The organism is Sphingobacterium sp. 2149 (assembly GCF_031455655.1).
Taxonomy (GTDB): domain Bacteria; phylum Bacteroidota; class Bacteroidia; order Sphingobacteriales; family Sphingobacteriaceae; genus Sphingobacterium.
Map to the genome: position 1 here is coordinate 39,032 of NZ_JAVDTD010000014.1, position 26,243 is coordinate 65,274.

23 protein-coding genes are annotated in these 26,243 nt (G+C 39.6%); 13 read left to right on the plus strand and 10 right to left on the minus strand.

Annotation, left to right across the window (positions count from 1 at the left end):
* Positions 1-14 precede the first annotated feature (14 nt).
* The 4 genes from J2X77_RS19395 to J2X77_RS19410 all read left to right on the plus strand — a co-directional run bounded on the left by J2X77_RS19395 (position 15) and on the right by J2X77_RS19410 (position 5,359).
* On the plus strand, positions 15-818 hold the full coding sequence (locus tag J2X77_RS19395; protein ID WP_310082094.1) for a hypothetical protein: 804 nt from the start codon (positions 15-17) through the stop codon (positions 816-818).
* A gap of 19 nt (positions 819-837) precedes the next feature.
* The gene (locus J2X77_RS19400; protein ID WP_209580404.1) at positions 838-1,143 is read left to right on the plus strand and encodes a hypothetical protein; all 306 of its coding nucleotides are present in this window, start codon (positions 838-840) and stop codon (positions 1,141-1,143) included.
* Between the two features lie 2,382 nt (positions 1,144-3,525).
* Complete coding sequence (locus J2X77_RS19405) at positions 3,526-3,957, plus strand: nuclear transport factor 2 family protein (protein WP_209580406.1); 432 nt, start codon at positions 3,526-3,528, stop codon at positions 3,955-3,957.
* Between the two features lie 409 nt (positions 3,958-4,366).
* A complete protein-coding gene (locus J2X77_RS19410) occupies positions 4,367-5,359 on the plus strand; it encodes an energy transducer TonB (RefSeq protein ID WP_209580408.1) in 993 nt (330 codons plus the stop codon).
* A gap of 165 nt (positions 5,360-5,524) precedes the next feature.
* On the opposite strand, the gene acs is transcribed toward J2X77_RS19410, so the two are convergent.
* Positions 5,525-7,441: an acetate--CoA ligase gene (gene acs, locus J2X77_RS19415; protein WP_209580409.1), complete on the minus strand. Its 1,917-nt coding sequence runs from the start codon at positions 7,439-7,441 to the stop codon at positions 5,525-5,527.
* A gap of 185 nt (positions 7,442-7,626) precedes the next feature.
* Here acs and J2X77_RS19420 point away from each other — a divergent pair, with 185 nt between their 5' ends.
* Positions 7,627-8,505, plus strand: a complete 879-nt coding sequence (locus J2X77_RS19420) for a hypothetical protein (RefSeq protein WP_209580411.1) — start codon at positions 7,627-7,629, stop codon at positions 8,503-8,505.
* Positions 8,506-8,600: 95 nt separating this feature from the next.
* On the opposite strand, the gene J2X77_RS19425 is transcribed toward J2X77_RS19420, so the two are convergent.
* From J2X77_RS19425 to rsmA, 3 genes are read right to left on the minus strand one after another with little or no spacing between them, the layout of a single operon-like run.
* Positions 8,601-9,533 carry an NAD(P)-dependent oxidoreductase gene (locus J2X77_RS19425; RefSeq protein WP_209580413.1) on the minus strand — a complete coding sequence of 311 codons (933 nt, stop codon included), beginning with the start codon at positions 9,531-9,533 and terminating at the stop codon, positions 8,601-8,603.
* Positions 9,534-9,574: 41 nt separating this feature from the next.
* On the minus strand, positions 9,575-10,774 hold the full coding sequence (locus J2X77_RS19430; RefSeq protein ID WP_209580415.1) for an FAD-dependent monooxygenase: 1,200 nt from the start codon (positions 10,772-10,774) through the stop codon (positions 9,575-9,577).
* Position 10,775: 1 nt separating this feature from the next.
* Entirely contained in the window at positions 10,776-11,555 is a 780-nt protein-coding gene (gene rsmA, locus J2X77_RS19435) for a 16S rRNA (adenine(1518)-N(6)/adenine(1519)-N(6))-dimethyltransferase RsmA (RefSeq protein ID WP_209580418.1), read from the minus strand.
* A 161-nt stretch (positions 11,556-11,716) separates the two neighbouring features.
* Here rsmA and pdxA point away from each other — a divergent pair, with 161 nt between their 5' ends.
* Genes pdxA through miaA form a run of 4 tightly spaced genes read left to right on the plus strand, consistent with a single transcriptional unit; the run spans position 11,717 to position 15,881 of the window.
* A complete protein-coding gene (gene pdxA / locus J2X77_RS19440) occupies positions 11,717-12,772 on the plus strand; it encodes a 4-hydroxythreonine-4-phosphate dehydrogenase PdxA (RefSeq protein WP_209580420.1) in 1,056 nt (351 codons plus the stop codon).
* 54 nt (positions 12,773-12,826) lie between these two features.
* Positions 12,827-14,260, plus strand: a complete 1,434-nt coding sequence (locus J2X77_RS19445; RefSeq protein WP_209580421.1) for a CCA tRNA nucleotidyltransferase — start codon at positions 12,827-12,829, stop codon at positions 14,258-14,260.
* Between the two features lie 46 nt (positions 14,261-14,306).
* The gene (locus J2X77_RS19450) at positions 14,307-14,900 is read left to right on the plus strand and encodes an IS1096 element passenger TnpR family protein (RefSeq protein ID WP_209580423.1); all 594 of its coding nucleotides are present in this window, start codon (positions 14,307-14,309) and stop codon (positions 14,898-14,900) included.
* 45 nt (positions 14,901-14,945) lie between these two features.
* The gene (miaA, locus tag J2X77_RS19455) at positions 14,946-15,881 is read left to right on the plus strand and encodes a tRNA (adenosine(37)-N6)-dimethylallyltransferase MiaA (protein ID WP_209580425.1); all 936 of its coding nucleotides are present in this window, start codon (positions 14,946-14,948) and stop codon (positions 15,879-15,881) included.
* 81 nt (positions 15,882-15,962) lie between these two features.
* On the opposite strand, the gene J2X77_RS19460 is transcribed toward miaA, so the two are convergent.
* Positions 15,963-17,033, minus strand: a complete 1,071-nt coding sequence (locus J2X77_RS19460) for a branched-chain amino acid aminotransferase (RefSeq protein WP_209580427.1) — start codon at positions 17,031-17,033, stop codon at positions 15,963-15,965.
* A gap of 324 nt (positions 17,034-17,357) precedes the next feature.
* Between J2X77_RS19460 and J2X77_RS19465 the strand changes: the two genes are divergently transcribed.
* Positions 17,358-17,516, plus strand: coding sequence for a hypothetical protein (locus J2X77_RS19465; RefSeq protein WP_209580429.1), 159 nt, complete (start codon positions 17,358-17,360; stop codon positions 17,514-17,516).
* Between the two features lie 213 nt (positions 17,517-17,729).
* Here J2X77_RS19465 and J2X77_RS19470 read toward each other — a convergent pair whose 3' ends face one another.
* The 3 genes from J2X77_RS19470 to recJ are packed head-to-tail and all read right to left on the minus strand — an operon-like array spanning position 17,730 to position 21,760.
* Positions 17,730-19,244: a GH3 auxin-responsive promoter family protein gene (locus J2X77_RS19470; protein ID WP_209580431.1), complete on the minus strand. Its 1,515-nt coding sequence runs from the start codon at positions 19,242-19,244 to the stop codon at positions 17,730-17,732.
* 22 nt (positions 19,245-19,266) lie between these two features.
* On the minus strand, positions 19,267-20,001 hold the full coding sequence (lptB, locus tag J2X77_RS19475; protein ID WP_209580433.1) for an LPS export ABC transporter ATP-binding protein: 735 nt from the start codon (positions 19,999-20,001) through the stop codon (positions 19,267-19,269).
* Between the two features lie 58 nt (positions 20,002-20,059).
* Entirely contained in the window at positions 20,060-21,760 is a 1,701-nt protein-coding gene (gene recJ / locus J2X77_RS19480) for a single-stranded-DNA-specific exonuclease RecJ (RefSeq protein WP_209580435.1), read from the minus strand.
* 114 nt (positions 21,761-21,874) lie between these two features.
* Between recJ and J2X77_RS19485 the strand changes: the two genes are divergently transcribed.
* The 3 genes from J2X77_RS19485 to J2X77_RS19495 all read left to right on the plus strand — a co-directional run bounded on the left by J2X77_RS19485 (position 21,875) and on the right by J2X77_RS19495 (position 24,693).
* The gene (locus J2X77_RS19485) at positions 21,875-22,663 is read left to right on the plus strand and encodes an MBL fold metallo-hydrolase (protein WP_209580437.1); all 789 of its coding nucleotides are present in this window, start codon (positions 21,875-21,877) and stop codon (positions 22,661-22,663) included.
* Between the two features lie 305 nt (positions 22,664-22,968).
* On the plus strand, positions 22,969-23,448 hold the full coding sequence (locus J2X77_RS19490) for a cation:proton antiporter regulatory subunit (protein WP_046672804.1): 480 nt from the start codon (positions 22,969-22,971) through the stop codon (positions 23,446-23,448).
* Positions 23,449-23,451: 3 nt separating this feature from the next.
* Positions 23,452-24,693 carry a cation:proton antiporter gene (locus J2X77_RS19495; RefSeq protein WP_209580439.1) on the plus strand — a complete coding sequence of 414 codons (1,242 nt, stop codon included), beginning with the start codon at positions 23,452-23,454 and terminating at the stop codon, positions 24,691-24,693.
* A gap of 2 nt (positions 24,694-24,695) precedes the next feature.
* On the opposite strand, the gene J2X77_RS19500 is transcribed toward J2X77_RS19495, so the two are convergent.
* Together J2X77_RS19500 and J2X77_RS19505 are read right to left on the minus strand one after the other, a co-directional pair.
* The gene (locus J2X77_RS19500) at positions 24,696-25,025 is read right to left on the minus strand and encodes a metal-sulfur cluster assembly factor (protein WP_209580447.1); all 330 of its coding nucleotides are present in this window, start codon (positions 25,023-25,025) and stop codon (positions 24,696-24,698) included.
* Positions 25,022-26,191, minus strand: coding sequence for a glycosyltransferase family 4 protein (locus tag J2X77_RS19505; protein WP_209580449.1), 1,170 nt, complete (start codon positions 26,189-26,191; stop codon positions 25,022-25,024). Before J2X77_RS19505 ends, J2X77_RS19500 begins: the two co-directional genes overlap by 4 nt.
* Positions 26,192-26,243 lie beyond the last annotated feature (52 nt).

The window sequence follows — 26,243 nt, forward strand, 5'->3', positions numbered from 1 at the left end:
AAATTCAAATTTTGATGAAATACAGCTTGTTATTGTCTTTTTTTCTCATGTTTACTCGTTGCGAAACTTCTGGTCCATGGAACTTAAGCGGTGAATTTAATGTTTCGCCCCCTATTTATATGGATCTTTTTCAAGTCAAAACAGGGCGAAAAGTGTTGTGTGATACGATAAAATCTCTGAATTTTGCTTTAAGAGTAGAGAATTTGGAAAAAGGTATCTATCAAATTATCCTTTCATGGGATAGGGATATTGTAAGGCCTCAAGAGAAGGAAAGATTTGCTCGTCAGCCCGAGCTCGGCACACCAAAATATTATATGTCAACTACATTTTGGTTGGATTCAAAAGAGTCCAATAATTATAAACTGTTATTTGATAGCGTCTATCACCAAGAGCAAATACAAGAACTATTGTTGACTAAGAATGGAGGCGAATCAATTAAAATGGCGGTCGTATCCGATGGAGAAAACAACAAACTCTATAATGAATACTTAACCTTATTGAATTATTATAAGGCAAAAAATCGACAACAGAAAGACAGTCTTCGGCAAGTAGCAACACATTTCAATGATCTTAAATTATTCAAAGATTCAGCGCAAATAAATGCGTTCTTAGCAAAGGATTGGCTGGTAAATGTCAAGGCAGCATTGTTGCAGGAAGAGATAATGTTTATGAAAAATAATATTAGCAGCGAAGTCATCCCTCATATCTATCATATATTGGTGAATACGAAAGATGATTTCGAACAATATCGTGAAGTGTATAATTTATTTCCGCTTAAAATTCGACGAGAGCTGGCTGTTTGGAATAAAAATAATTGATCTATTAAAATCATTCGTTATGAAAGAAGTCTTTAAAACACGCATAAACTTTGGTGGTTATATTTGGGGTATTGCCATGATCATATTTATCGTAGTAATATCTTATGAAGGACTTGAGAAGGGGCTCTATACGGGTACATTGCTCATGTTTCTCGTATTTGCATTAACTTGGTATTTCACTTTCTTCTATAAACGTTATTGGATTGAAGATAATAAACTTTTCATAAAGAGTATTTGGGGTATAAAATCGGTGAATATCATGTCAGTACGTAAATTAGAGACAGAAAAGTCGATTGGTTTCGGACAATGCGACTTACAATTTTGAGACCCTATAGGAAAGGTATAATACTGCATTATAATTTCGCTGATGATGTATTCATTGATCCGGAAAATGCTGCCCAATTTATTGATAAATTAAAGCAAATTGCTCCAAAAATCCATATTATCGAGTGTAAATAGTACGCTTTCTCTATGAAGTTTCGTCAATACTAATTGGTTGCTCGTGGCTTTGTTTTTTGTAAATCTTTTATAGATGTAATAAATCTGTTGTTTCAATTGTCATAATTAAAAGATATAGGCCGCCTTATTAATAGAGTATATTAATTTTAATATTAGTTTTGGATAGTTTATTGTATTAGTAAACAATAATAATAGTTAATATTTATAGATCTTTATGAAAACACATCGCAAATTATTTTTTATCTACTGCCAGATCATGTTAATAATTATACTATCTAAACAACTTATTGACGTTTACTTTCGAAATGAAGTGACAGAATTCCTGGTCTTTAGAATAGTTGCAACACTTGTGTATTTAATAGTTGGAGCGTTGGTGCTCACATCCATGGAAATTAGGACTAAAAAAGTTAAATAATTTCGGATTTTAAATATATCAGTTGTTATAACAGGATCATGAATCCTAAAAAATATAGTAAAGCAGACTATTTAATCGAAAAGAATGATGAAAAGATTAATATTTCCCGCTCTCCTAACCAATTTTTATAGATAGGCTGTCAGTAAGGAAAAGTAGATATAAATCCGTTTCTGAAAAGGACCTATCTACACCCTAATTTGTTCCCACTTAAAGCTCTGCGAGAGCCCGTTGTTTGGAATAAAAGTTAACTATTTCTCGTTTCTAATTTTTGAACTTCTTTTGGAGAAAATATTGCTATTGAATTCTTCTATAATCAATAGGAGTGCGATCCAAATGGTTAAATGGTGTTTATCCTTTATTCCTATAGCCAATAGAATGAAGGCAATTATTATTTGAGCCATCCGCCTAAAGATATTCCGAATATAGTTGCTGTGGTGAAGAATTGATAATCTTTAAGAAAATTGCTTTCATTTTGTCATTTAATAATCGATTTAAATATTCTATTTTTTTTATGAAATTGTTTTCATTTCTAGAATTTTATCCGATCAAAGATAAGTCTATATAAAGAATAGATAAGAATTGAAACAGCACAGAGATCAACTAATATTACCGATATAATTATTAGAAGAGTACTATCGTGTTGTATTAGGATATGTTGAGGCATCTGATTGATTAAAAATAATGCTGTAACAATATTCAATACAAATACTAATGGAGATTTTTTGTTTAGATATGCCTTCATAATTTTGATTATTATTTTGCGTTTTGAAATTAAACTCTCTTAAAGATAGTTGTTTTTTTTCGAATTGGAGCGGTTGAATCAGATTTTTTATCAATGCTATTGTGGTGATTTCAAAAGAGGATGCTAATCATTTTTTAGAAGAAAGGGAAATCAAGACTATCTATAACTAAGTATACCGATCCTATTGCTGAACTAAAAGAGGCAAAAGCTGATGCAAATATATTTTTGTCAAAGAAATACGCATCGACATGTAAACCACTGCTTGTTTTATGCAGTTGATAATGTCGCATTGATAATATTATAAAAACATTCACGGTTCCAGAAGATGATGGATAACTTTATGCAGCCTCGGATAAGTCTAGCAGCAATAGAAAAACATCAATAGCCTAGGAGCTAGCTAATAGGGGCGAAGGCAATATTATCATTTTTCAAACTACTGCACGCAGAAACTTGATTATGTTAACGGTACCTTTATTCTAATAAAATAGATGGTTTGGAAAAATTACATGGACGCAATTATTTCATCAATGTCTTGACTTAATTCATCTGCCAATAAGTTGTACGTAAATATTCTCGCGTATCTTTTATAGGAGAGCTGGCAAATTAAGTAAACTTTAGTTTTCCACATAATGTTAATAACGATGTGGAAAACGCTTTCAGCGTTGGCATCGAAAGTTACAAACTCATCCACTGTGGTTCCAAGCATACAATCATACCTTTTCTTTCAATTTTAAAGAAAGAGAATTTGAAGAAGTAAGCAATTATGAATGGGAGATTGATATCTTTTATAGGCAAGATCCCATTTCAGGTAAGTAAATCAGTATTCGATGCATCAATTTTGCGGACAGCCCCATTCTAGCGGGATTTACACTCATATATCTTCAATTTTTTCAATCCTAGCCTGTATACATTCACCGCTCCATTACTGCCATTTACCGACTTTTTTATTTTGTTTATCGAAATGTAATAAAATAGAACGCTGCGTTGTCTTACTTTTGAATCAGAATCTTAAAGGAAATGATGCAACATAATCAAGATCCTTGCGACAATAAGAAAAGAAACAAAAAACTAACACGATAAAGTACAATATTATGAAAACTTTAGTAAAGACATTCGCAGCAGCAGCATTGATTACAATATCAACTTTCGCAATGGCAACTACCGATCCTGGAAAAGCATTGAACCTATCCACAGCTGATCTGGCCATCGATAGTTATGTGTCCGTAATGACGGAAGGCGCTTCTCAGGGCGTAGAAAAGTTGTTCGCTCAGGAATTTAATCAGAAAATTCAAGGGAAATCAGTTCGTACCAACAGCCGTTCGGAAGTTATTTCGTTCCTGAAAAAACAAAAAGGTGAAAAATTGAACTGCAGGACGCATACTGAAGTTCTGGAGGAATCTGAAAACTATATGGTAGCACGTATCACCATGAAGTTTGACAATTTCATCAAAACAGATGTAGTGACATTGGTCAATGAATCAGGTACCTGGAAAGTTGCAAGTTCCGTAAACTCGTATAAATAGAAACTGTTTAATTAAATTCATATGTTTATTTTGGCCACGTCGGGATGATGTGGCTTTTTTTGTTGTATTAAGCACTTAAAAAGTGCCAAAATTATTTCTAAGCCGTTAAAGGTAGTATACCTATTCTGTTGAGCTCCTATCATTGATTTTATACTATGTAAAAGAAAGTAATATTTCTTTTTGGGAGCACAATTGCTCTACTGCTTCTATGAGGATGGCGTTTAGTTATAAGATTATGTTGTTCTTTCTACGTGTAAATTGGGTTTTCAACAACGTTATTAACATGTTGTGGAAAACTAAAATTGCTGTTTTTGTCGAATACGTAATAGATATAAACGTTTTTTTAACCAATTAATTTTTTAATTATCTTGTATATTTCTTATTATTACCGTTATACAAACAAGTATTTATGAAAGGTTATTTAAATTTTTGGGCGTCATTAGTCTGTTTTTTATTATTCAATTTTTGTTTATCAAACCTTTATGCTCAGGTTTCTTTTACCACCTATCACAAGAGAAATGATACCGAAACAAAGCATTTGGATTCGGCCTATTACACGCGGATAGTTAATATCGATGCATCTGGGAAGGATAAAGTTTACCGTGTCGAAGAATTTTATACGCGCAACGACTCCATTAAGCTCAGTGGGATCAGTACGAGTCCTCTTTACCCGTTTAAATTTCGCGGGCGAAAATATGAATTGTATGAACAGGGAACGATAAGAAGTATTGAGGACTATAGCGACGACAGCGCGCTTGTAGATTCTGCTTTTTACTTTTATCCAGGTAATAAATTGGAAAAAATTGTTTTTTATCCGACTAGTTCAGCTAAAAAGGGAAAACTGAAAATAGGAGATCCTATTTATGTCGTATATTATGATTCACTCAATAATAAAACACTGGAAAATGGAACGGGTTTTATCCGTTTAAGTTATAGCGGGGGATATGAAGAGGGGAAAATGAAAAATAATTTGCGTGAGGGTGAGTGGAAAGGAAAGTCGGGAAAGGACAGTTTTGTTGAAACTTACACAAATAATCAATTAATTTCAGGCATTAAAACAAAGGCTTCGGGTGAAGTTTTCAAATATGATTCTTCCAACTTTATGAGTCCCCCCGATTACCCTGGTGGAATTTCGAGACTGATGGGCTTCATCGCGAGCAATTATGTCTTCCCAAGGGGCGCTATTAGTAATGGGGTGTCTGGCGTTGTAAGGATAGCGTTTGTGGTCGGCAAAGATGGTAACATAAAGGATTTAGTTGTAGAGAATGACCTAGGTTTCGGAACAGGAGAGGAAGGAATTCGCGTGATAAAAAGAGCAGGAAAATGGAAGCCCGGCATACAGCGTGGAGAGGCCGTTAATGTGAAGTATACGCTTCCCATACAATTGCACTTATCAAATTAGGCCTATTTAGATCGTATAATTAGCGGATGTGCAAAAGTGATCTCAAAGAGCTGAAAGCGCATTCTGAAGATATATATGTAACAGCAGTTATATAGATAAATCAAACTAAAAATGGCTGTCCAAAAAAATCGGACAGCCATTTCTAGTTGTATCGTATACGTTATACTATTTTTTCAAGGCTGATGCCCCGCTGATAATTCCTTCTACTACATTCGGATCCTGTAGGGTAGAAGTATCTCCTAAATTGCTGGTATCGCCTTCAGCAATCTTACGTAAGATACGGCGCATAATCTTTCCTGAACGAGTTTTTGGGAGATCATCGACAAATTGGATAATGTCTGGTTTTGCAATCGGACCGATAATACGAGAAACGGTTTCCATGATATCGCGTCTGGTCGCTTCGGCATCTGTGTGGTGATTGGCAATCACATAAGCATAGATACCTTGCCCTTTTACAGCGTGCGGATAGCCTACGATTGCAGATTCTACAACGTCAGCGTGCATGTTGATAGCGTTTTCAACTTCAGCTGTGCCAATACGGTGACCCGAAACGTTGAGTACATCATCTACACGACCTGTGATTTTGTAATAGCCCTCCGGACTACGGAAACATCCGTCGCCCGTAAAATACATATCCTTATAGGTCGAGAAATAGGTTTGACGACAGCGGTCGTGATCTCCCCACGTCGTACGTAACATACCCGGCCAAGGGAATTTGATACACAGGTTTCCTGTGACATCATTGCCCTCGATTTCTTTTCCATTCTCGTCCATCAAAGCAGGCTGAATACCTGGCATTGGGAACATCGCATAACTTGCTTTCTCTGGTGTCACGCCCGCCAATGAAGTGATCAAATGGCCACCGTTCTCTGTTTGCCAATACGTATCAACAATAGGACAATTGTTCTTACCGACTTTCTCATTAAACCAGTTCCAGGCTTCTTCGTTGATTGGCTCTCCCACAGATCCTAAAACACGCAACGAAGAAAGGTTGTTTTTGTCTACAAATTCATCACCAAAAGCCATTAATGAACGTAGAGCAGTCGGTGAGGTGTAGATAATATTAACGTTATACTTATCCACAATATCCCAATAGCGGCTCGCATCCGGGAAGGTTGGTATACCTTCAAACATCAATGAGGTAGCGCCTTGTGATAAGGGGCCGTAAACGATGTAACTGTGTCCAGTAATCCAGCCAATATCTGCTGTGCAGAAAAATACGTCGTTTGGTTGATATTGGAAAGTGTTCATGAAGGTATAACCGGTGTATACCATATAACCACCACAGGTATGCACCACTCCCTTCGGCTTTCCTGTAGATCCTGATGTATAGAGAATAAACAGGGTGTCTTCAGCATCCATTTCTTCTGCTGGACACGCTGGATTTCCTTGTGTTTCTACTTTCTTGATCTCATCTTCCCACCATACATCACGGCCTTTGATCATTGATACAGGGGTGCGTGTACGTGTTAACACAATAACTTTCTCCACCGTATCGCACTGCATCAACGCGTCATCTACAATATTTTTAAGTCCAATGGTTTTATTTCCGCGGTAACTGCCATCTGATGTGACAATCAGTTTGCATTCGGCATCTTCGATACGATCAGCAATAGAACGCGCTGAAAAACCTCCAAATACTACAGAATGTATAGCACCAATACGGGCGCAAGCCAATACGGCAATGACCAATTCGGGAACCATTGGTAAGTAAATACAGACACGGTCTCCTTTTTTGATGTTATTATTTTTAAGTACGTTGGCAAATTGCTCCACCTTTTGCAATAATTGCTTATAGGAAAGAATGCGGTGTGCTTCATTCGGATCATTAGGTTCCCAGATGATGGCCGGTTTATCTCCATTTGCATATATATGGCGATCAAGACAATTTTCTGTAATATTTAGTTTGGCACCCTCAAACCATTTGACATTAGGTTCTTCAAAGTTCCAATTTAGCACGTTATTCCATTTTCTCTTCCAGAAAAAATGATCTGCAATGCTCGCCCAAAACTCCTCAGGTTGTTCTACACTTCGCTTATATTCACTTTGATATTCTTCAAATGATTTTATTTGTAGGCTCATCGTTATTAGGATTATTATGAATTATTTTAATTTATATTGTTATCGTTGCGAAATTGTTTTTGGTATTTCGATTTCGGTGTACAATTTAGCGGTTTTTGCCCATTTTATCAAAAAAATGATGTTTAATATAATGTTAAACTACTTTTGTCTATCAAGATTGTTATCTTGCATCAAGATTTACCAAGATGTCTTTTCTGAGAAAGCTATTCTATATTACAATTTATACGAATCTTCTGATCGCTATGGCAGCCATGGCACAATGTGCACTGACTTACATTATTTTTGAACGATCCATCAATTGGTATATTGTGCTGGTGGAGGGAACAGCGACACTATTACTGTATAATTTTAGCCTATGGTGGTCCAAGCCCAAGAATCCAAAAGAATCAAAATTTCCCCGGACACGCTGGATCTTTAATCATGAATGGGTCATGTGGTTAAATAATGGTATAGCGTTGCTTGTGCTGGGGTATTGCTTGTGGTTTATACACATTTACTCTTTCCTTTTTTTAGGATTTATTGGAATCCTAAGCCTATTATACGGGATGCCACTATTTAAGTTCCATGATCGTAAAGTGGGACTTCGACAGATTCCTGGTGCCAAAATTTTTCATATTGCCTTAGTGTGGGTCTGCAGCAGCGTGGTGCTACCTTATGTGGAACTGGCCAATGTAGGTGTCTCCATAGATCGCTGGGTATTTGTTGCGCTTTGTGGATTGAAGTTCATATTTTTGGTTATCTGTACATTGCCGTTTGATATTCGGGATATCCAACAGGATTCCTATTATCACCTACGGACTTTGCCGAATATGCTGGGCGAACAAAAAGCTAAAAATCTTACCTATTTGTTACTGGGCCTGCATTGTATTCTGGTCCTGCTGGCACCCTATACCATGCTTATAAAAATTGGACTACTTCTAACAAACTTGCTGATATTTGCCCTGCTAAAGTTTGCGGTATTCAAAACAAAAGACCATTATCACTATGCTTATCTACTCGACGGTAGTTTGGTATTACAGTTTTTGATTGTTGTTCTACTAGTCATCTTTAGTCCAGCAGCATGAGTTGTTATCAGGGGCAGCAAAAATAGATTACTCGGACTTCATGTATTGAAGCTGCCTGCTGCACGAAAGATTTTGACCAATGAGCCGTGTAAAACTCAAGACGTCAGAAATGCAATGATCTTATCGGCGGCGATTTCTGATAACTTATAATAACTTTCAAATGTCCATCCTGCAACATGGGGAGATAAGATCACATTGTCTCTACGGATAAGATCCGCATACCAGTTCTGTTCAGCGAGTTTTGGGAACTTTTCTACAGGCAATACATCAAATGCTGCTCCCAGCATGGAGCCTGAATCAAGGCCACTAAGCACTGCTGGTACTTGTACAATACCGCCTCGTGCTCCGAGTAAAAAGAAAATAGGTTTTTCAAATTTTGCTAGATAATCCACATCAATCATCCCTTTTGTTTCATCCGTTAAGGGAATGTGAAAACTGATCACATCAGCTTCTTTGTAGATTTTTTTCATGTCTGCTTCTGTTGCATATTGATCGGTATAGCCGATCCGGTATTTGTCGTAGGCAAGTACCGTTACATCAAAGCCCGATAATTTTTTTGCCATGGCCATCCCATTGTGTCCGTAGCCAATCAATCCCACAGTACGCCCCTTAAGTTCGTAACCACGATTGGCTTCACGTAACCACTGGCAAGATCGTATTTGTTGGTCGCTACGATTCAGATTGTTCATCAAACTAAGCAACATCCCGATCATATGCTCACCGACAGCGTCCCGATTGCCTTCATTTGCCGGAATTAACTGCACAGCTCTTTGTGCAGCAATGGCATCGTCGATATTGTCCATACCGGCTCCGGCGCGGGCAATAAAGCGGAGGTTGGGCGCGAGGTCAAAAAATGCTTTATCGACCTGAAATTTGGAACGGATGACCAGGCCTGAATAGTTAGAAATAATTTGCTCGGCTTCTGCTCGGCTGATAGCAGGCTGATAATCGTAATGGATACCTGCCTGCTCAAATTTCTCAAGCATGATCTCATGAATGTCGTCGACGATCAGAATAGTAGTTTTCATCCAATTATTTTTTATGTGGGAACGATAAATAAATAGTGCTTCTATTTCGTGTTGATTTTGTGCCCAGGGGCATGATTACGGTTAATCTGCATAAAATCCACAGACAGTAATTTGTTTAGCTGCTGTTGCTTCATGCGGTTCGGCATGATTCTCATGCAAAAATTTCGCATTCCTATCAAAAATGGATTTTCCCATTGTGCAATTTTGCCTATCCTCCAGGATGTATTGCAAATATAATTAACCCGATCCAATCGCCTTTTTTCGAATTGTTGGAAGGCTAAGGTAACCGAAGCTGCTGTTTGTAGCTCGTCCATCAGTACAGCGACATCTTCAATAGCCTGACAAGCTCCCTGCCCCAAGTTTGGGGTCGTGGCATGTCCTGCATCACCAAGCAACAGTATATTGTCAAATGCAAGCTGCTCAAGCGGTGCGATGTCGATAATATCATTTGCAATCAATTGACTATCGCTAGTCTCAGACAGGATCGTTGGAATAGGGGGATGATAGTCGCTGAAGTTGTCGAGCAGCTCCCTTGTTTTCCAATTTTTTAAAACTGGATTTTGTGCAGATGAATTAATGCAAGCGTACCAATAAATTCGGTTATTGACAAGTGGGGTCATTCCAAAACGTCCTTTCGCACCCCAGGTTTCCGTCCCTTTGTTGAGTTGTATGCTGCTATTGTCAATGGTGGCCCGCCAGCAGGTGTAACCCGAATAACGTGGTGCCGAACCGGGTATAAGTTGCTGCCGTAGGGGGGAGTGTACACCATCAGCAATTAAAAGGGCATGTCCGTTTGTATGGCTTCCATCGGCGAAATAAACTCGAATCTCTTCACCCTCTCGTTCGAAGGAAACAGCGCGTTTGCCCAGGTGGATCTGTGTGGTTGGGATTTTGGATAATAGAAATTGATGCAGGTCTGCCCGATGGATAGCGAAGTTGTCCTGTTGATATTTTCGGCTGATTGATCTGGTATCTGGTTCAACCAATATATTTCCCTTTTGATCCAAGACATGGTAGGATGCAAGATAATGTCCTATCGGAACGATTTCATCTTTCAATCCCAAATACGCTAAAGCCTGCATGGCATTGGCTGCAAGGCCAAATCCAGCACCTATGCCTTTAAGCTCAGCAGCACTTTCATATACCTGTGCTTCAATGCCCAGCTTTGCAAGCCCGATTGCAGCACATAATCCCGCGATACCTCCACCAACGATAATAAATGTGCTGTCTGCCGCCCGCATATTAAAGACTATTTGCTATTTCATTTGTTAAGCCCACAAAATCATCTACCGTCAGTCGTTCTGCTCGTAGTTCGTAGAGTGGATTATCGGACATTTTATCTTTGGGAACAACGCCTGAGAGTGAATTCCGGAGGGTTTTACGACGTTGGTTGAAACCTGCTTTCACAACGCGCCAAAACAGTTTCTCATCGCAGGCCAATTGATCCCGTTCATTGCGGGTCATGCGAATAACGCCTGACAATACCTTTGGAGGCGGATTAAATGCTCCCGCCTTGACGGTAAATAGGTATTCTACCTTATAGTAAGCCTGTAAAAAGACACTTAATATGCCATATTCCTTACTGCCCGCTTTAGCCGTACAGCGTTCAGCCACTTCTTTTTGGAACATACCTGTCATCTGAACGACACGTTGACGTTCATCCAAAATTTTAAAGAGAATTTGAGAAGATATGTTGTAGGGAAAATTGCCAATAACGGCCATTTTCTCGCCGAAGTATTGTGAAAAATCAAGGTTTAGGAAATCCCCATGGATTAACCTTTTGCCCAATTGGGGATATTTGTCATCCAAATAAGCGATGGATTCATCATCCACATCGATTAAATAGGTTTCGTATTCCTCTTTCTGCAACAGAAAATCCGAAAGTACCCCCATCCCTGGACCGACTTCAAGCACTTGGCTAAAACCCAATTTAGGATCCAATGCTTCCACAATCTTTTGTGCAGCATTTTTATCGTTTAAGAAATGCTGTCCTAAATGTTTTTTTGCTCTTACTGTACTCATGTTGCAAAAGTAATGAAAATTAAAAATTAAAAGTCAGAAATTAGAAGTCAGCAGTGAAAAGCTAAGCGTTAAAAAAGAGCAACGGGCAAAGAACAAGGATAAAGGACAATACCTAATACTAAAAAAAAATCCCTATTTTTGAATCAAAGCATTTAAACAGAATGAGCGATAAATTAAAAATCGGAATTACCGTAGGCGATATTAACGGCATTGGACTTGAAGTAATCATTAAATCTTTGGTGGATCAACGTTTGTGTGACTTCTTTACACCAGTGGTTTATGGAAACACAAAGGTTGCTTCTTTTCATCGTAAAGCGATCGGCGTAAATGATTTTAGCTTTAATGTTATTAATGATGCTGAGCAGGCGCATTCCAAAAGAGCAAATATGATCAATTGCTGGCAGGAAGACGTCAAGATTTCGCTGGGTGAAGAAAACGAAATTGGCGGTAAATATGCTTTCTTGTCCTTAGAGAAAGCCGTTGAAGATTTAAAAGCGGGTAAAATCGATGCTTTGGTGACGGCTCCAATTAATAAGCACAACATCCAGCAGGAAGGGTTTCAATTTCCGGGGCATACCGAATATCTGCAAGCCAAAGTTGGAGCCGATGATGTATTGATGTTTATGGTATGTGATGAACTGCGTATCGGCGTGGTGACCGGTCATATTCCTTTACATGAGGTTGCTGCTCAAATTACCGAAGAGGCCATTCTTAAAAAACTTGCGCTGATGAATGATTCGCTGAAGAAAGATTTTTGGGTAGAAAAGCCTAAAATAGCTGTTTTAGGGCTCAATCCACATGCGGGAGATCATGGCATTATTGGTACCGAAGATGATCAGATCATCAGGCCTACCGTAGAAAAGGCCAACGAACTGGGGATCTTCTGTTTTGGTCCTTATCCGGCCGATGGATTTTTCGCGAAAGGGGCATATGAGAAATTTGATGCGGTATTGGCGATGTACCATGACCAAGGGTTGATTCCTTTTAAACATATCGCTAAAGGTGCCGGTGTAAATTATACCGCTGGTCTACCTATTGTAAGAACCTCGCCAGATCATGGCACAGGATATGATATTGCCGGAAAAAATCTAGCTTCCGAAAGTTCTTTTGTAGAAGCTATTTTTTCCGCATTGCATATTGTAAAGCGTCGCCGTGAACAAGCTGAATTGCTTAAAAATCCACTTGCTTTCCGTAAATTATCCAAAGATAGGGATTAGGGAAAAAATTGTTACTTTTGCAAACTGTTTGGTTTTTTACCTGCTGTTTTGACTATGTACGATAATTTACAACATCCAATCTTTACCATCATTAAGGAACTCGCCGAGACAACACATACCGAATGTTATGTCATTGGTGGGTATGTCCGCGACTATATCATGAAGCGTCCTTTTAAGAATGATGTGGATATTGTTGTTGTCGGGAGTGGAATTGAATTTGCGACTTCACTGGGTGAAAAGCTACATACTAAAGTTGCCGTATATAAGAATTTCGGCACAGCAATGCTTGTGTATGAGGGCCTCAATGTGGAATTTGTGGGTGCACGAAGGGAATCCTACCGCGCGAATTCGCGCAAGCCTATCGTAGAAGATGGCTCCCTATCCGATGATCAAAATAGACGTGATTTTACGATCAATGCAATGGCCTTTTCACTGAATAAAGCTGACTATGGTACTTTAGTCGATCCGTTCGGAGGTGTACAAGATCTTGAACAGCGGATCATTAGAACCCCCTTGGATCCGATAGAAACGTTTTCGGACGACCCATTGCGTATGATGCGCGCCATTCGATTCGCCACGCAGTTGAATTTTAAAATTGCTATCGAAGCAATTACAGCAATTACCGATACCAAAGAGCGGATACAAATTATTTCCAAAGAGCGGATTATTGATGAAATCAATAAGATTATTCTTTCCCCAAAACCTTCGGTAGGATTCAAATACTTGTTTGATACCGGTCTATTGGAATTGATATTTCCGGCGATGTATAATCTACATGGTGTGGATATTATTGATGGCAAGGGGCATAAAGATAATTTCTATCATACGTTGGAAGTCCTTGATAATGTATGCGAATTATCAGATGATCTCTGGTTACGTTGGGCGGCGATTATGCATGATATTGCTAAACCAGCAACGAAACGTTTCGATAAAAAGCTCGGCTGGACTTTTCATGGCCATGAAGATCGTGGTGCCCGGATGGTTCCCAAGCTATTTGCTGAATTGAAGCTTCCGCTCCACGAGAAAATGAAATTTGTTCAGAAGCTGGTACAATTGCATCTTCGGCCGATTGTATTGGCACAAGATATTGTAACAGATTCGGCCGTACGCCGTTTGTTATTTGAGGCTGGTGACGACATTGAAGCACTGATGATGCTGTGCCATGCGGATGTGACAACAAAGAATGAGTTTAAAAAGAAAAAATATCGACAGAATTTTGAACTTGTCAAACAAAAACTGAAGGATGTCGAAGAGCGGGACAAGGTGCGAAATTGGCAGCCACCAATCAGTGGGGAGGATATTATGCTCTTATTCGGCTTGGCACCAGGACGTACCGTTGGACAGCTTAAAAATTTGATTCGTGAAGCTATTCTGGAGGGCGAGATTCCAAACTCCCGAATAGAAGCCTATCAATTTCTGGTTCAAAAAGCAGTGGAAATGAACTTGACAATCAAACAAGAAATCCCATTGGAAATTTCCAATTCTTAAAATATAGTATTATTTTTAAAAAGGTTAAAAGAAGAAAATAGTAGAGATGGCAATTTATAGATTTAGAGTTACTTTTGAAGATTATGAAGATGTGTACCGTGAGATTGACATGCCTTCTAAAAGTACATTTATAGACCTACATGAGGAAATCCATAAATCGACAGGATATAATGCAGATGCATCTTCCTCTTTTTATGTAAGCAATGATCAATGGAAAAAGGGAACTGAAATTGCATTCAAGCCTACTCAACGTAAAAAAGATGCTGAGGTATTGTTGATGGAGAATATCCGTTTAAGCAAGTTTATTGATGACCCACATCAGAAATTTTACTACGTTTACAATTTTGATCGCCCTTATGACTTTCAGGTTGAATTGATCAAGATTTTGAAAGAAGAGGACGGAAAGGTTTATCCTGCTTTATTTAAATCTATTGGACAGGTTCCTAAGACGATGACTGCGGCTAATTTCCCGGTAGCAGATGCTGTTGAAGAGGATGAATTTGTAGAGGAAGATGATACGCAATATGGCGTGGATGATGAAGATGAATTGGATGGCTTCGATAGTGATGGTGACGACGAGGAAGAGGGGGAAGAAGGTGAAGAGCGTGAAGAATCCACTGGCTACGAAGACGAATATTAATTAAGAAGACTTTAGAGGTTGTTTCAGCTTTTAAAGTGTTAAAATATGGCAAATAGAAAAACATTGATAGCCATTGTGGGGCCAACAGCTGTTGGTAAGACTGCAATGGCTATTTCATTGGCACAATATTTTAAAACAGCAATAATTTCTGCAGATTCTCGTCAGTTTTACCGAGAGATGTCCATTGGTACTGCAAAGCCAGATCCAGAGGAATTAGCTGCTGCTCCCCACTATTTTATCGATTCACATACGATCACGCAAGATTATTCGGCAGGGGATTTTGAACGTGAGGCGTTGCTGAAGTTAGAAGAACTATTTCAATTACATGACGTCGTGATTATGGTAGGCGGCTCCGGCTTATTTGTGCGGGCGCTTTGCGAAGGATTGGACGATTTGCCTAAGGCAGGGGATGATGTCCGCGAGAGGCTTAATCATGAACTTGCAGTTTTAGGACTGGAAGTCTTAAAAGATCGATTGAAGAGTATCGACCCGATATATTTTGAAACGGCCGATATGGATAATCCGCAACGTGTCGTGCGGGCCCTTGAAGTTTTTGAGGCAACCGGTAAACCGATGTCTTTCTACCACAAGAAAGATGTTGAGAGAAGGCCTTTTGATGTCCTTACGATAGGGCTGAATATGGACCGGGCGAAGTTGTACGAAAGGATCAATTCACGTGTAGATCTGATGATGACCAAAGGCTTACTGGATGAAGTGAAAGCTTTACTTCCTTTCAAGACGAAACCTGCTCTGCTTACAGTAGGTTATGCGGAATTGTTTGATTATCTTGATGGTAAGCAGTCTTTGGAGGAAGCAATAGCGAAAATCAAGCAAAATTCTAGGCGTTACGCCAAAAGACAGATCACCTGGTTTAAAAAATATGGTCGTACACATTGGTTTCTAGCCCATGAGACTGCAGCTATTATTGAATTTATCCAAAAGGAACTGGCTGGGCACATCCATAGGGATGCGTTGAGGTAGGGTTTTGTAAAAGCTATACGAATAGGAAATAAAAAAGCCTTGGTTATTCATAACCAAGGCTTTTTTATTTTTCCTGGAGGACTATTTTACTAGGTAGTTCCATCCATACGGATCTTCTACTTTGCCGTAGCGTAAATCATTAAGGTAATTCAAAACACGATTTGAAAACTCGCGGCCTTCGACTGGCGGCAAATTATAATCCTGTCCTTCAAAACCGATACGGCTGATATCTGTAATGGTGGCTGCAGTGCCCGCTGCGAAAGCTTCTGTCACGATACCTGCTTTTATACCGTCAATTAGTTCTTGTACAGATACCTTTCTCTGCTCAGTTTTATAGCCCCATTTTTCTGCCAATTCCATGATTGTCCGACGCGTAACACCATGTAGGATTGTGTCGCCATGTGGAGTGATGATCGTATCTCCAATGCGGAAAATAAGATTCGCTGTACCGGCTTCTTCAATGTATTTGTGCTCGGAAGCATCTGTCCACATAATTTGGTCATAACCTTCATCATTTGCCAATTGTGTTGGATAAAGTGATAGCGCATAGTTACCGGCATTCTTAGAAAAACCGACACCACCTTCAGCAGCGCGTGTATAGTAAGTTTCTACTTTTAAACTAATTGCTTTGCTGTAATATGCGCCAACTGGACCTGTGATAACAATAAATTTGTATGATTTAGAAGGGTGCACACCTAATGCTGCTTCTGTTGCGAACATAAAAGGGCGTATATACAAGGATGAGCCTTCTTTTGCTGGAATCCAATTGCGGTCGATGTCCAATAGCTTGCTTAAGCCATCCATAAAAATCTCTTCAGGTACCTCGGGCATTTGTAAACGAGCTGCAGATTTGTTGAATCTTTCCCAGTTCCTGTCCGGACGGAAAATGCTTACTGTTCCATCGGCAAATTTGTAAGCTTTGATTCCTTCGAAAATCGCTTGACCATAATGTAAAGCGGACATTGAAGGGCTAATACTGATATCTCCATAAGGAACGATGCTGACATCTTTCCATTCACCGTCATCATAGTTTGCGACCAGCATGTGGTCGGATAAAATCTTTCCGAATTTTAGATTGTCGAAATCTACTTGCGAGAGTCTTGAATTTTGAGTTGGCTCTACGCGAATTGAATAGTTCTCTGTCGCGTTCATCTTATTTTTTAATTACATAGGCTAAGTTAGGAAAAAAATGAAATATAAGTCGCACGTATAGCTGGATAATTTGCAGGTATGGATATGCCTTTTATTTCGGACAGTTGTTCCCCATTTTACTACACTTTTTTTTGAAATGGAAGAATTTCGATGCATTTTTTAATGCGCATAAGTATTCATAATTAATAGTGTTAATTTTTTATTAATTAATGTTGGGTTTCAATAGTATGGCATAAAGTTTGGCTGTAAAGGATGCAACCATTTTGATGGGCTTTGTGGTTTGCAGTAACGCTATAAAATCACTTATCATAAAATAAACTAAGTATGGAATTGACTCACAGTCTTGACAAAGGTAATGAAGTAACATCTGGCGATGTACACACATTGTTACCGCGTGACGTTGAAGTTCAGAAGAAAGGTATTTCGATGAATTTTATCCTCGGTTTTTTTGTGTTTTTATATAAAACAGCAATTAAACCCTAACAAACCTCCTCAATTGTGTAAGCTTTTGGGCTTATCACATCAAATGAACTCACAGTAGTTTTTTCAAAAACGATTGAGTACCATGAGATTAGCCAAAATAAAAAGTCCAGGAAATTTTGGCTAATCTCCAGCCGGAGGCTAGGCTATTATTTCGGCCGTATGCTTCATCATGTTTCATGTTGTATCATGAAGTAATCATACTTAAAATATCATTTAGCTAGCGAGTAGTTTTAAGAGCGGGTCGATATATTCGCGATTATTACTCAATCTAGGAACCTTATTTTGCCCCCCGAGCTTACCGCGTGATTTCATCCATTTGTAAAATGTATCTTCGGGTGCATTATGAACGATGGGCTGGCGGAGAGCCATATCTTTAAAACGCTTGGCGTCATAATCCGAATTGATTTCACGGAGCTTTGCGTCTAATATTTCACAGAAACGCTTAAAATCATTGGGCTGTTGTTCAAATTCGATCACCCATTCATGTGCGCCAGCTTGGGCATCTTTAAAATATACCGGTCCTGCCGTATAATCTTTTATTCGAGCTTGAGTCAGTTTGCTCGCTTCGGCCAGTGCCTGTTCGGCATTGTCGACGATAACTTCTTCCCCAAAAGTATTAATGTATTGTTTGGTGCGTCCGGAGATCTGAAAACGATAAGGGGATAATGATGTAAATTTTATGGTATCCCCGATTTTATAACGCCAAAGACCTGCGTTGGTCGAGATGATCAATGCATAATTTTTACCTAGTTCAACCTGATCCAAGCGTAGCGTTGACGGATTTTCTTCCTGCATTCGCTCTGTAGGTAAAAACTCGTAATAAATACCATAATCTAACATGAGTAGGAGATCTTCCGAATCAGATTGGTCCTGTAAACCAAAATAGCCTTCTGAAGCATTATAATTCTCCAAATAATACATGTTGTCTGACGGGATCAATTTTTGGAATTGTTCACGGTAAGGTTTGAAGCTCACGCCCCCGTGTCCATAAAATTCGAGATTTGGCCATATCTCCAGTAAGTTGTCTTTACCTGTAATTTCAAGTATACGTTTGGCCATAACAATATTCCAAGTGGGTACACCCGCTAGGCTCGTTACGTTTTCTTTAAGCGTGATTTGAGCAATTTGCTCAATTTTTTCTTCAAAGTTTGGGTTTAATGTTACTTCCATATTTGGTGTCCGTTTAAATTCGGCCCAAAAAGGCAGATTCCGAATGAGAATCGACGAAAGATCACCATAATAGGAATCTGGACTAAAATTGTTTATCTGTGAAGAACCACCGATAACCACCGATTTCCCTGTAAATACACGGTTTTCGGGCCTATTATGGCAATAGATTGTCAACATATCCTTCCCCCCCTGGAAGTGGCATTCTTCGAGTGCTTCTTCACTGACTGGAATAAATTTGCTTCGATCTGAGGTAGTGCCCGAAGACTTCGCAAACCATTTGATATCCGATGGCCACAGAATATTTTGCTCACCTTTAATCATACGATCAACATAACCCTTAATATCGTCGTAGTCCTGTATAGGGACACGTTCTTTGAAAATTTCAGGCGTTAATATACTTGTGTAATCGTATTTTTTTCCCCATTCTGTTGCTTCCGCAGTGGCAATTAAACTTTGAAACCATTCTTCTTGAACATCATGCGGATATTTCATGAAAAGTTCAATCTGGTGAATTCTTTTTTTCATGAACCAAGTAAAAATGGAATTTAATAAGGCCATAGGGGAGGTTTGTCTTTAATTTTTAAAATTTTTTCCTTCTTAACTCAAAATGTCGACCGAGATAAAATTTACGGGCAAGCTCATTATCCGCAATCTCCTCAGGTGTACCCGTTAGCATAATCTTTCCTTCGGTTAGCAGATAGGCCCTATCGGTGATTGATAATGTTTCCTGCACGTTGTGATCGGTAATTAAGATGCCGATATTACGGGTTTTGAGTTTGGCCACAATCGTCTGAATTTCTTCCACGGCGATTGGGTCGACCCCTGCAAAAGGTTCATCCAAAAGAATAAAGGATGGATTTGCAGCTAATGCCCGCGCAATTTCGGTACGTCGACGTTCGCCACCGGATAACAAATCACCTCTGTTTTTACGGACACGGTGTAGGCTGAATTCTGTGAGTAGTTCTTCCAGTTTTGCCAAACGTTCTTCTTTATTCGGATAGTGTATTTCTAATACAGCCAGGATGTTGTTTTCCACAGAAAGCTTCCGGAAGACCGATGCTTCCTGAGCGAGATAACCTATCCCACGTTGAGCGCGTTGGTACATCGCATCTTGTGTAATTTCCTGATCGTCGAGAAATACTTTCCCTTCATTGGGCTTAATGAGACCAACGATCATATAGAAAGAGGTCGTTTTTCCAGCTCCGTTCGGGCCCAATAACCCGACGATCTCTCCCTGCTCTACAAAGAAAGAAACATCGTTGACAACGGTGCGCTGTTTATACTTTTTGATAAGATGTTCTGCCTTTAAAATCATCTTCGTGGAATATCTATTGTTGTGTAAATATATTTAATATCTTCTTACTCTTGCAATACTAATACTTAATCCCTTTGATGTTTAGCTGTAAGTTCTTTTTGTTGCGCCACACATTCTCTTCGATGCTGTAGCAGATATCGAAACTTTGTCCAGAATTGATATGCGTGATATGTTCTGCCAATCCAAAACCAATGCAGTCAAATGCCGGAGAGTCTTCCTGCACAATGGTCATCTTAAGATGATTGGTACCTACTATAAAGGCTTGTCCTACTGCATTTACCTTTTTACTGAGGAAAATAGGGGATTCATTTTGGGGACCGAATGGTTCAAATTGCTGGAGAATACGGAAAAACTTAGCGTCGATATCTTTCAGTGCTAACTTGGCATCGATCAAAATTTCTTGCGTCAGCATTTCTGGACTGATACGTCGTGATACCACTTCTTCAAAACGATCTTGGAAGAGGGTGACATTATCTAAGGACATGGTTAGTCCGGCAGCATATTTATGTCCGCCGAATTGTTCCAATAGATCGGCGCATTCGCTTAACGCTTCATATAAATCAAAACCCAATACCGAACGGCAGGAACCGGCGATATGACCATTTGTTTCGGTCAATATAATTGTCGGTCGGTAATATTTTTCGGTCAGACGGGAAGCGACAATCCCAATGACGCCTTTGTGCCAGTCGGCTTTATACAGTACGGTGGATTTGCGGCTTTTAAGTAGAGCGTTATCTTCAATGAGAGCCAACGCTTCTTCTGTGATTCTGAGATCGAAGTCTTTCCGCACATTGTTTTGATCATCAATGCTCGAACTGAAGTCTTTTGCTTCTTGCAGTGATTTGGAAATCAAAAGTTTGACGGCGTCCTTGGCATGATCTATTCTGCCCGCGGCATTTATTCGGGGGCCAATCTGGAACACGATGTCATTAACGGTAAAAATCTTCGTTCGGTTATTGGATAAGTCAATCAGCGCCTTCAATCCAACACAGGGATTCGTATTCAGTTTAATGAGGCCAAAGTGGCTGAGTATCCTGTTTTCACCGGTAATAGGAACAATGTCCGAAGCGATACTTACAGCGACGAGATCCAAAAACTGATAGCAGGCATTGATATCCATGCCGTTTGTCAATATAAAAGCCTGAATAATCTTAAAGCCGATTCCACAACCTGAAAGTTCTTTATAGGGATATTCACAGTCTATACGCTTGGGATCTAATACAGCATAAGCTTTAGGAAGCTCTTCCCCCGGAAGGTGATGGTCTCCGATAATGAAATCAATCCCCTTGCTGTTTGCGTAGTCTATTTTATCGATTGCCTTGATACCGCAGTCTAATGCGATAATTAAGCTGAAACCGTTTGCTGCGGCGTAGTCGATTCCTTGCGTCGAGATGCCATAGCCTTCGGCATAGCGGTCTGGAATGTAAAACTCCAGCTGGCTATGGAATTCCCTGAAAAAACTATAAACAACGGCTACAGCGGTTGTACCATCCACGTCATAGTCACCATAGATCAGAATTTTTTCTTTATTACCAATAGCCTGAATAATACGTGTAATGGCTTTTTCCATGTCACGCATCAAAAATGGATCGTGCAAATCCGATAATTGAGGTCTAAAAAACTGTTTAGATTCGTCAAAAGTCTCAATCCCTCTGCTCGCGAGCAACTCTGCCAATACAGGGTTTATGTTTAATTCCTCGCGCAGTTTATTGGTTATTTTGACATCAGTTTTAGATTTTAGTACCCATCTTTTTTGCATATCTTTGCACAATATTTTAAGTGTAAATATACGTTTTAAGGCTGGACTTACCTAATTCCTAAACCGGGTATTGATTCGCTGTTGCTTAACGTGCATATTCCCAATGTTTTAAATATGGTACAGGCTTATTCTTTATACGAAGGTTCTTTTTCGGTAGATAAAAGCAGAAAATTTGTTCCCTTTGATCCGTCACTAGATGACCCTCAGGACCGTCCGGGCGCTATGTTTATCGATGTTCATCCTTTCTTGATCCAAACCGATGCCGGACTCGTACTCTGTGATACTGGGCTTGGTTATACGGATAAAAATGGGCGGTTACAGCTGTATGATAACTTACATAAATTAGGATACCGGCCTGATGATGTAAAATATGTATTGATGTCCCATTTGCATAAAGATCATGCTGGTGGCATGGTGACATTTGAAAGTGGAACAGGTCGGATTGCATTTCCGGAGGCCGAATACATTGTGCAACGAGGTGAATGGGAAGATGCCTACTCGGGAATTTCAAGTTCATACCGGACCGAGATTTTTGATGTGATTCAACGCAGCGGAAATTTGGTACTGGTGGAAGGTGAGGGGAAAATAAATGATGAAATCAGCTATGCGCTTAATGGTGGACATACCGCACATCACCAGGCATTTCATATTCAAACGGATGACCAGCATTATTTCTTTGGCGGAGATGTATTGCCTGAGCCCGAAGAGATTTTCCATAACTATGTGGCAAAATATGATTTTGACGGCCGGCGCTCTAAAGCGTTACGTCAGGCGTACTGGGCAGAGGGTGCCCCGGCAGGCTGGGTCTTTTTATTTTACCATTCAAAAAATATCACGATCGGGCGCAGTCAGCTCCGGGAAGATGGTACTTATAGGCTGATTGATGCTGCCTTGCGGGAATAAAAAAGGCGGGTCTATTGGGTTCACGGATACCGTGCCATAGGTAAGAATGTTTGTTTCCTGTGTTCTTTTTTGCTACTTTAGGGTAATTTGCGCCTTGTGAAGACATCCTGTTAGATATTGAACGATTCGTTTAAGATTTATTTTTTGGGTAGATTTGTGTTTTAGTAGCTAAGTAAGGATGCTGTTTTTTTCTGTAAGTCTTTGTTTATTGGCTGGAAAGCATCTTCAGTTTGCTTTCATAAAGTTCGTTTATACAAAATTATGAAGGTTTTTTTATTATTGGTATATATTTTAAAAAGAAGATTATGTCTATTGTAAGAGAGTCCGATCTGATTGGAATTGGTAAAAAATTTCAAATTGAAACCGATGCGGGAGATAACATGGTTGTTGTTATCCATGACGATGGCAGACGGGAACTTTATCGCTATGATGATGAGGAGCATGAGTCACGTTGCGTGATGACACTTAATGACGATGAGTCCCGTCAGATTGCGGGAATCATCGGTGGATTATCTTACAAGCCGAAGGCTTTGGAGACGATTGAAGTTGCTCTGGACGATTTGCGCATTGAATGGTATAAAGTAGAGGGCAAAAATGAAGGTGCAGGAAAGACAATCGGGGAGTTGGAAGTTCGTCAGCGCACTGGTGCATCGATTATTGCTGGTATACGGGATGATGATACGGTTATTAATCCAGGACCATCTTATTTGATTAGCCCAGGTACGACACTGGTTATCGCGGGGAAAAAGAATAATATTAAACTTTTAAAGGAAATTTTACTGTAATTTATGCTATCACATACCTTAATTCTGGAAATTGGAATCGCTGTAGGACTTGTTGCCATTGTTGGTCTAATTGCCAATAAGCTTAAGTTTTCTGTTATTCCTTTTTTCATCATTATAGGAATGGTTTTGGGACAGCACGCCCCACAGGTTGGCATGGTGGATTTAACATTTACAGAAAGCAAGCCCTTTATCGATTTCATGGGCCGTTTGGGGGTACTGTTCCTACTGTTCTATCTTGGTCTTGAGTTTTCAGTCAATCGGCTTATTAAGTCTGGTAAAGCCATTGTGACAGGGGGAACCATTTATGTTTTATTGAACTTTACTTCAGGACTATTGATCGGTTGGTTGATGGACATGCCATTTAAGGAAATGATGGTGCTGTGCGGTATTATGACGAGTTCCTCGACAGCTATTGTTGCAAAAGTTCTGACTGATCTCAAACGTACTGCCAACCCCGAGACAGAGGTCATCATGGGCATGATTATGTTCGATGATTTGTTTATAGCGATGCATATCTCCTTTCTTTCAGGCTTGATTCTTACGGGGAGCAGCTCTTTTTGGACGGTGGCTGGAACTTCTTTACTGGCCTTGGTTTTTATATTGGCATTTTTGATTTTAGGCAGAAAACTGGTGCCTGCAATTGATCGTTTATTGAAGGAGAAAACCTCTGAATTATTTATATTGATCATCTTTGCGCTGCTTTTTATTGTAGCGGGATTTTCCGAAACGATACACGTTGCAGAGGCTATTGGTGCATTGATGGCTGGATTGGTGCTTGCAGATTCTCAATACATTAAAAAAATTGAATCCATGGTACTGCCCTATAAAGATTTTTTTGGGGCCATGTTTTTCTTTAGTTTTGGATTATCCATTGATATTATGTCGTTAGGAGGTGCCGTTTTTTGGGCTTCGATCGCAGCGTTGGTAACCATGATGGGTAATCTTGCTTCGGGATATTTTGCAGCTAAATTTTCGGGCATGAAGCCTAAAACTTCTTTTGATATCGGCTTTACCTTATCTGCGCGGGGCGAGTTTTCTATTATCATGGCAAATATTGGTAAAGCGGGGGCTTTATTACCGGTGATCCAATCCTTCGTGGTTGTTTATGTCCTTATTCTTTCAATTGTATCGCCCCTATTAACTAAAGAGTCGCGAAAGCTGTGGAAAACACTTTTTGGAGCGGATCCCAATAGTGCTAAGCCCTTAAAGAAGCTGAGCGATCTGGAAAATAATCAGAAGCTTTAGAGTTACAAAAATCCTAATTCTAGTTTTGCTTCTTCCGACATCATGTCTTTGGTCCAAGGCGGATCAAATGTCAATTCTACCAATGCTTCTTTGATGCCTTCGATGGCAGCAACTTTTTCCTGAACTTCATTCATGATTTCGCCTGCCACCGGACAGCCTGGAGCAGTGAGTGTCATCACAATCTTTGCAATACCTTCTTCCTTCGTAATGATTTCATATACAAGTCCCAAATCTACAATATTTGCAGGTTTGAGTTCAGGATCATAAATCGATTCCAGTACAGTCTGTATCTGCGGCGCTAAACCTAGTTTATCTAATACGATGATACTCATTTATTCCGTTTTTTATCGTGAATAGCGTCCTGATAGATCGCCAATAATTTTCCTTTATTTATTTCAGGTGTAAAATTACTAAAATAGTAAGTACTGCAGGTCTTTCTTATCTCATCTTTTTCATCTTTCATTTTTGTACTCCATGCGGTCAAAGAGCGGATGATGTCATTTTTATTGTGAGGATCGAAGGTCAGCCCTGTTTTGCCGGGAGCAATCAATTCGGGAAGCGGCCCAATATTGGAGCAGAGTACGGCTGTGCCTACAGAGTAAGCTTCAAGAATTGTAATTGGCATGCCCTCGAAACAAATGGAAGGAACGAGCAATGCTTGTGCATTTGCTACCAAGGGCAAGATTTCATCCCTCTTTTTAAAGCCAAGGTAGGAAATATTAGGTTGACCCTTGATGCGTCGGTTTACTACCGCTTCGAGCGGTCCCCCGCCAATGATCTGTAGTTTAAAATCTGTCCCGATAAAAGCATCTATCAAATTTAATATGCCCTTTTCTTCTGAAAGACGACCGACGTAGATGAAGTAGGGAGGGGTAACGTTGGGCACTATTGTAGTAGGAAAGACAAAGTTTGGTTTAACAACGAATAAGTGAGGTGAAAGGTTCAGCGTAGATTTAACAAATATTTCTTTTGCAAAGGAGCTTAAATTGATGTAGCGATTTACTTTTTTCCAAGTCCCAATTTTACGGTGAACCCAATAATTCAAAGCTAGGATAAATGTTTTTACCGTAGAGTTATTGAATGCTTTTTGTCGCACAGCAGTCCAAGGGAAGTTCTCATGGATTGAGTCCAAAAAAAGGTGATTGTGGTGATACAGCGTGGCCGATGGGCATAACAGCCGGAAGTTATGGAGCGTCATGACCTGTGGAATTCCGAGTTTGGCGATGGTACGCACGATAACTGGGCCAGCTGCATAATGTGTATTATGTATGTGAACGATATCTGGTTTAAAGGTATTTATTTTTTCCTTGACACGTTGCGCAGCGAAAATATTCCAAAAGGATCCCACTGTCTGAAGGGCTCCCCTCCATCCCTTTTTATTCTGGAAAGTGACCGTGAGGACTTCATGATCCTGAGCAAGGAGGGAAGCTTCCTGCTGAAACACAGTATCTTCACCACCAGGATCTTGGTAAAATGTATGGATAATCAGTATGCGCATAATAAAATACTTGTACAAATGTACAATTTTGGGGCGACTTCCTTTAAAGGGA

What these genes read in the sequence shown, in the direction of transcription:
- J2X77_RS19395 (WP_310082094.1), top strand. Translation starts at nt 15, where the DNA reads ATGAAATACAGCTTGTTATTGTCTTTTTTTCTCATGTTTACTCGTTGC.
- J2X77_RS19400 (WP_209580404.1), top strand. Translation starts at nt 838, where the DNA reads ATGAAAGAAGTCTTTAAAACACGCATAAACTTTGGTGGTTATATTTGG.
- J2X77_RS19405 (WP_209580406.1), top strand. Translation starts at nt 3,526, where the DNA reads ATGAAAACTTTAGTAAAGACATTCGCAGCAGCAGCATTGATTACAATA.
- J2X77_RS19410 (WP_209580408.1), top strand. Translation starts at nt 4,367, where the DNA reads ATGAAAGGTTATTTAAATTTTTGGGCGTCATTAGTCTGTTTTTTATTA.
- acs (WP_209580409.1), bottom strand. Translation starts at nt 7,441, where the DNA reads ATGAGCCTACAAATAAAATCATTTGAAGAATATCAAAGTGAATATAAG.
- J2X77_RS19420 (WP_209580411.1), top strand. Translation starts at nt 7,627, where the DNA reads ATGTCTTTTCTGAGAAAGCTATTCTATATTACAATTTATACGAATCTT.
- J2X77_RS19425 (WP_209580413.1), bottom strand. Translation starts at nt 9,533, where the DNA reads ATGAAAACTACTATTCTGATCGTCGACGACATTCATGAGATCATGCTT.
- J2X77_RS19430 (WP_209580415.1), bottom strand. Translation starts at nt 10,774, where the DNA reads ATGCGGGCGGCAGACAGCACATTTATTATCGTTGGTGGAGGTATCGCG.
- rsmA (WP_209580418.1), bottom strand. Translation starts at nt 11,555, where the DNA reads ATGAGTACAGTAAGAGCAAAAAAACATTTAGGACAGCATTTCTTAAAC.
- pdxA (WP_209580420.1), top strand. Translation starts at nt 11,717, where the DNA reads ATGAGCGATAAATTAAAAATCGGAATTACCGTAGGCGATATTAACGGC.
- J2X77_RS19445 (WP_209580421.1), top strand. Translation starts at nt 12,827, where the DNA reads ATGTACGATAATTTACAACATCCAATCTTTACCATCATTAAGGAACTC.
- J2X77_RS19450 (WP_209580423.1), top strand. Translation starts at nt 14,307, where the DNA reads ATGGCAATTTATAGATTTAGAGTTACTTTTGAAGATTATGAAGATGTG.
- miaA (WP_209580425.1), top strand. Translation starts at nt 14,946, where the DNA reads ATGGCAAATAGAAAAACATTGATAGCCATTGTGGGGCCAACAGCTGTT.
- J2X77_RS19460 (WP_209580427.1), bottom strand. Translation starts at nt 17,033, where the DNA reads ATGAACGCGACAGAGAACTATTCAATTCGCGTAGAGCCAACTCAAAAT.
- J2X77_RS19465 (WP_209580429.1), top strand. Translation starts at nt 17,358, where the DNA reads ATGGAATTGACTCACAGTCTTGACAAAGGTAATGAAGTAACATCTGGC.
- J2X77_RS19470 (WP_209580431.1), bottom strand. Translation starts at nt 19,244, where the DNA reads ATGGCCTTATTAAATTCCATTTTTACTTGGTTCATGAAAAAAAGAATT.
- lptB (WP_209580433.1), bottom strand. Translation starts at nt 20,001, where the DNA reads ATGATTTTAAAGGCAGAACATCTTATCAAAAAGTATAAACAGCGCACC.
- recJ (WP_209580435.1), bottom strand. Translation starts at nt 21,760, where the DNA reads ATGCAAAAAAGATGGGTACTAAAATCTAAAACTGATGTCAAAATAACC.
- J2X77_RS19485 (WP_209580437.1), top strand. Translation starts at nt 21,875, where the DNA reads ATGGTACAGGCTTATTCTTTATACGAAGGTTCTTTTTCGGTAGATAAA.
- J2X77_RS19490 (WP_046672804.1), top strand. Translation starts at nt 22,969, where the DNA reads ATGTCTATTGTAAGAGAGTCCGATCTGATTGGAATTGGTAAAAAATTT.
- J2X77_RS19495 (WP_209580439.1), top strand. Translation starts at nt 23,452, where the DNA reads ATGCTATCACATACCTTAATTCTGGAAATTGGAATCGCTGTAGGACTT.
- J2X77_RS19500 (WP_209580447.1), bottom strand. Translation starts at nt 25,025, where the DNA reads ATGAGTATCATCGTATTAGATAAACTAGGTTTAGCGCCGCAGATACAG.
- J2X77_RS19505 (WP_209580449.1), bottom strand. Translation starts at nt 26,191, where the DNA reads ATGCGCATACTGATTATCCATACATTTTACCAAGATCCTGGTGGTGAA.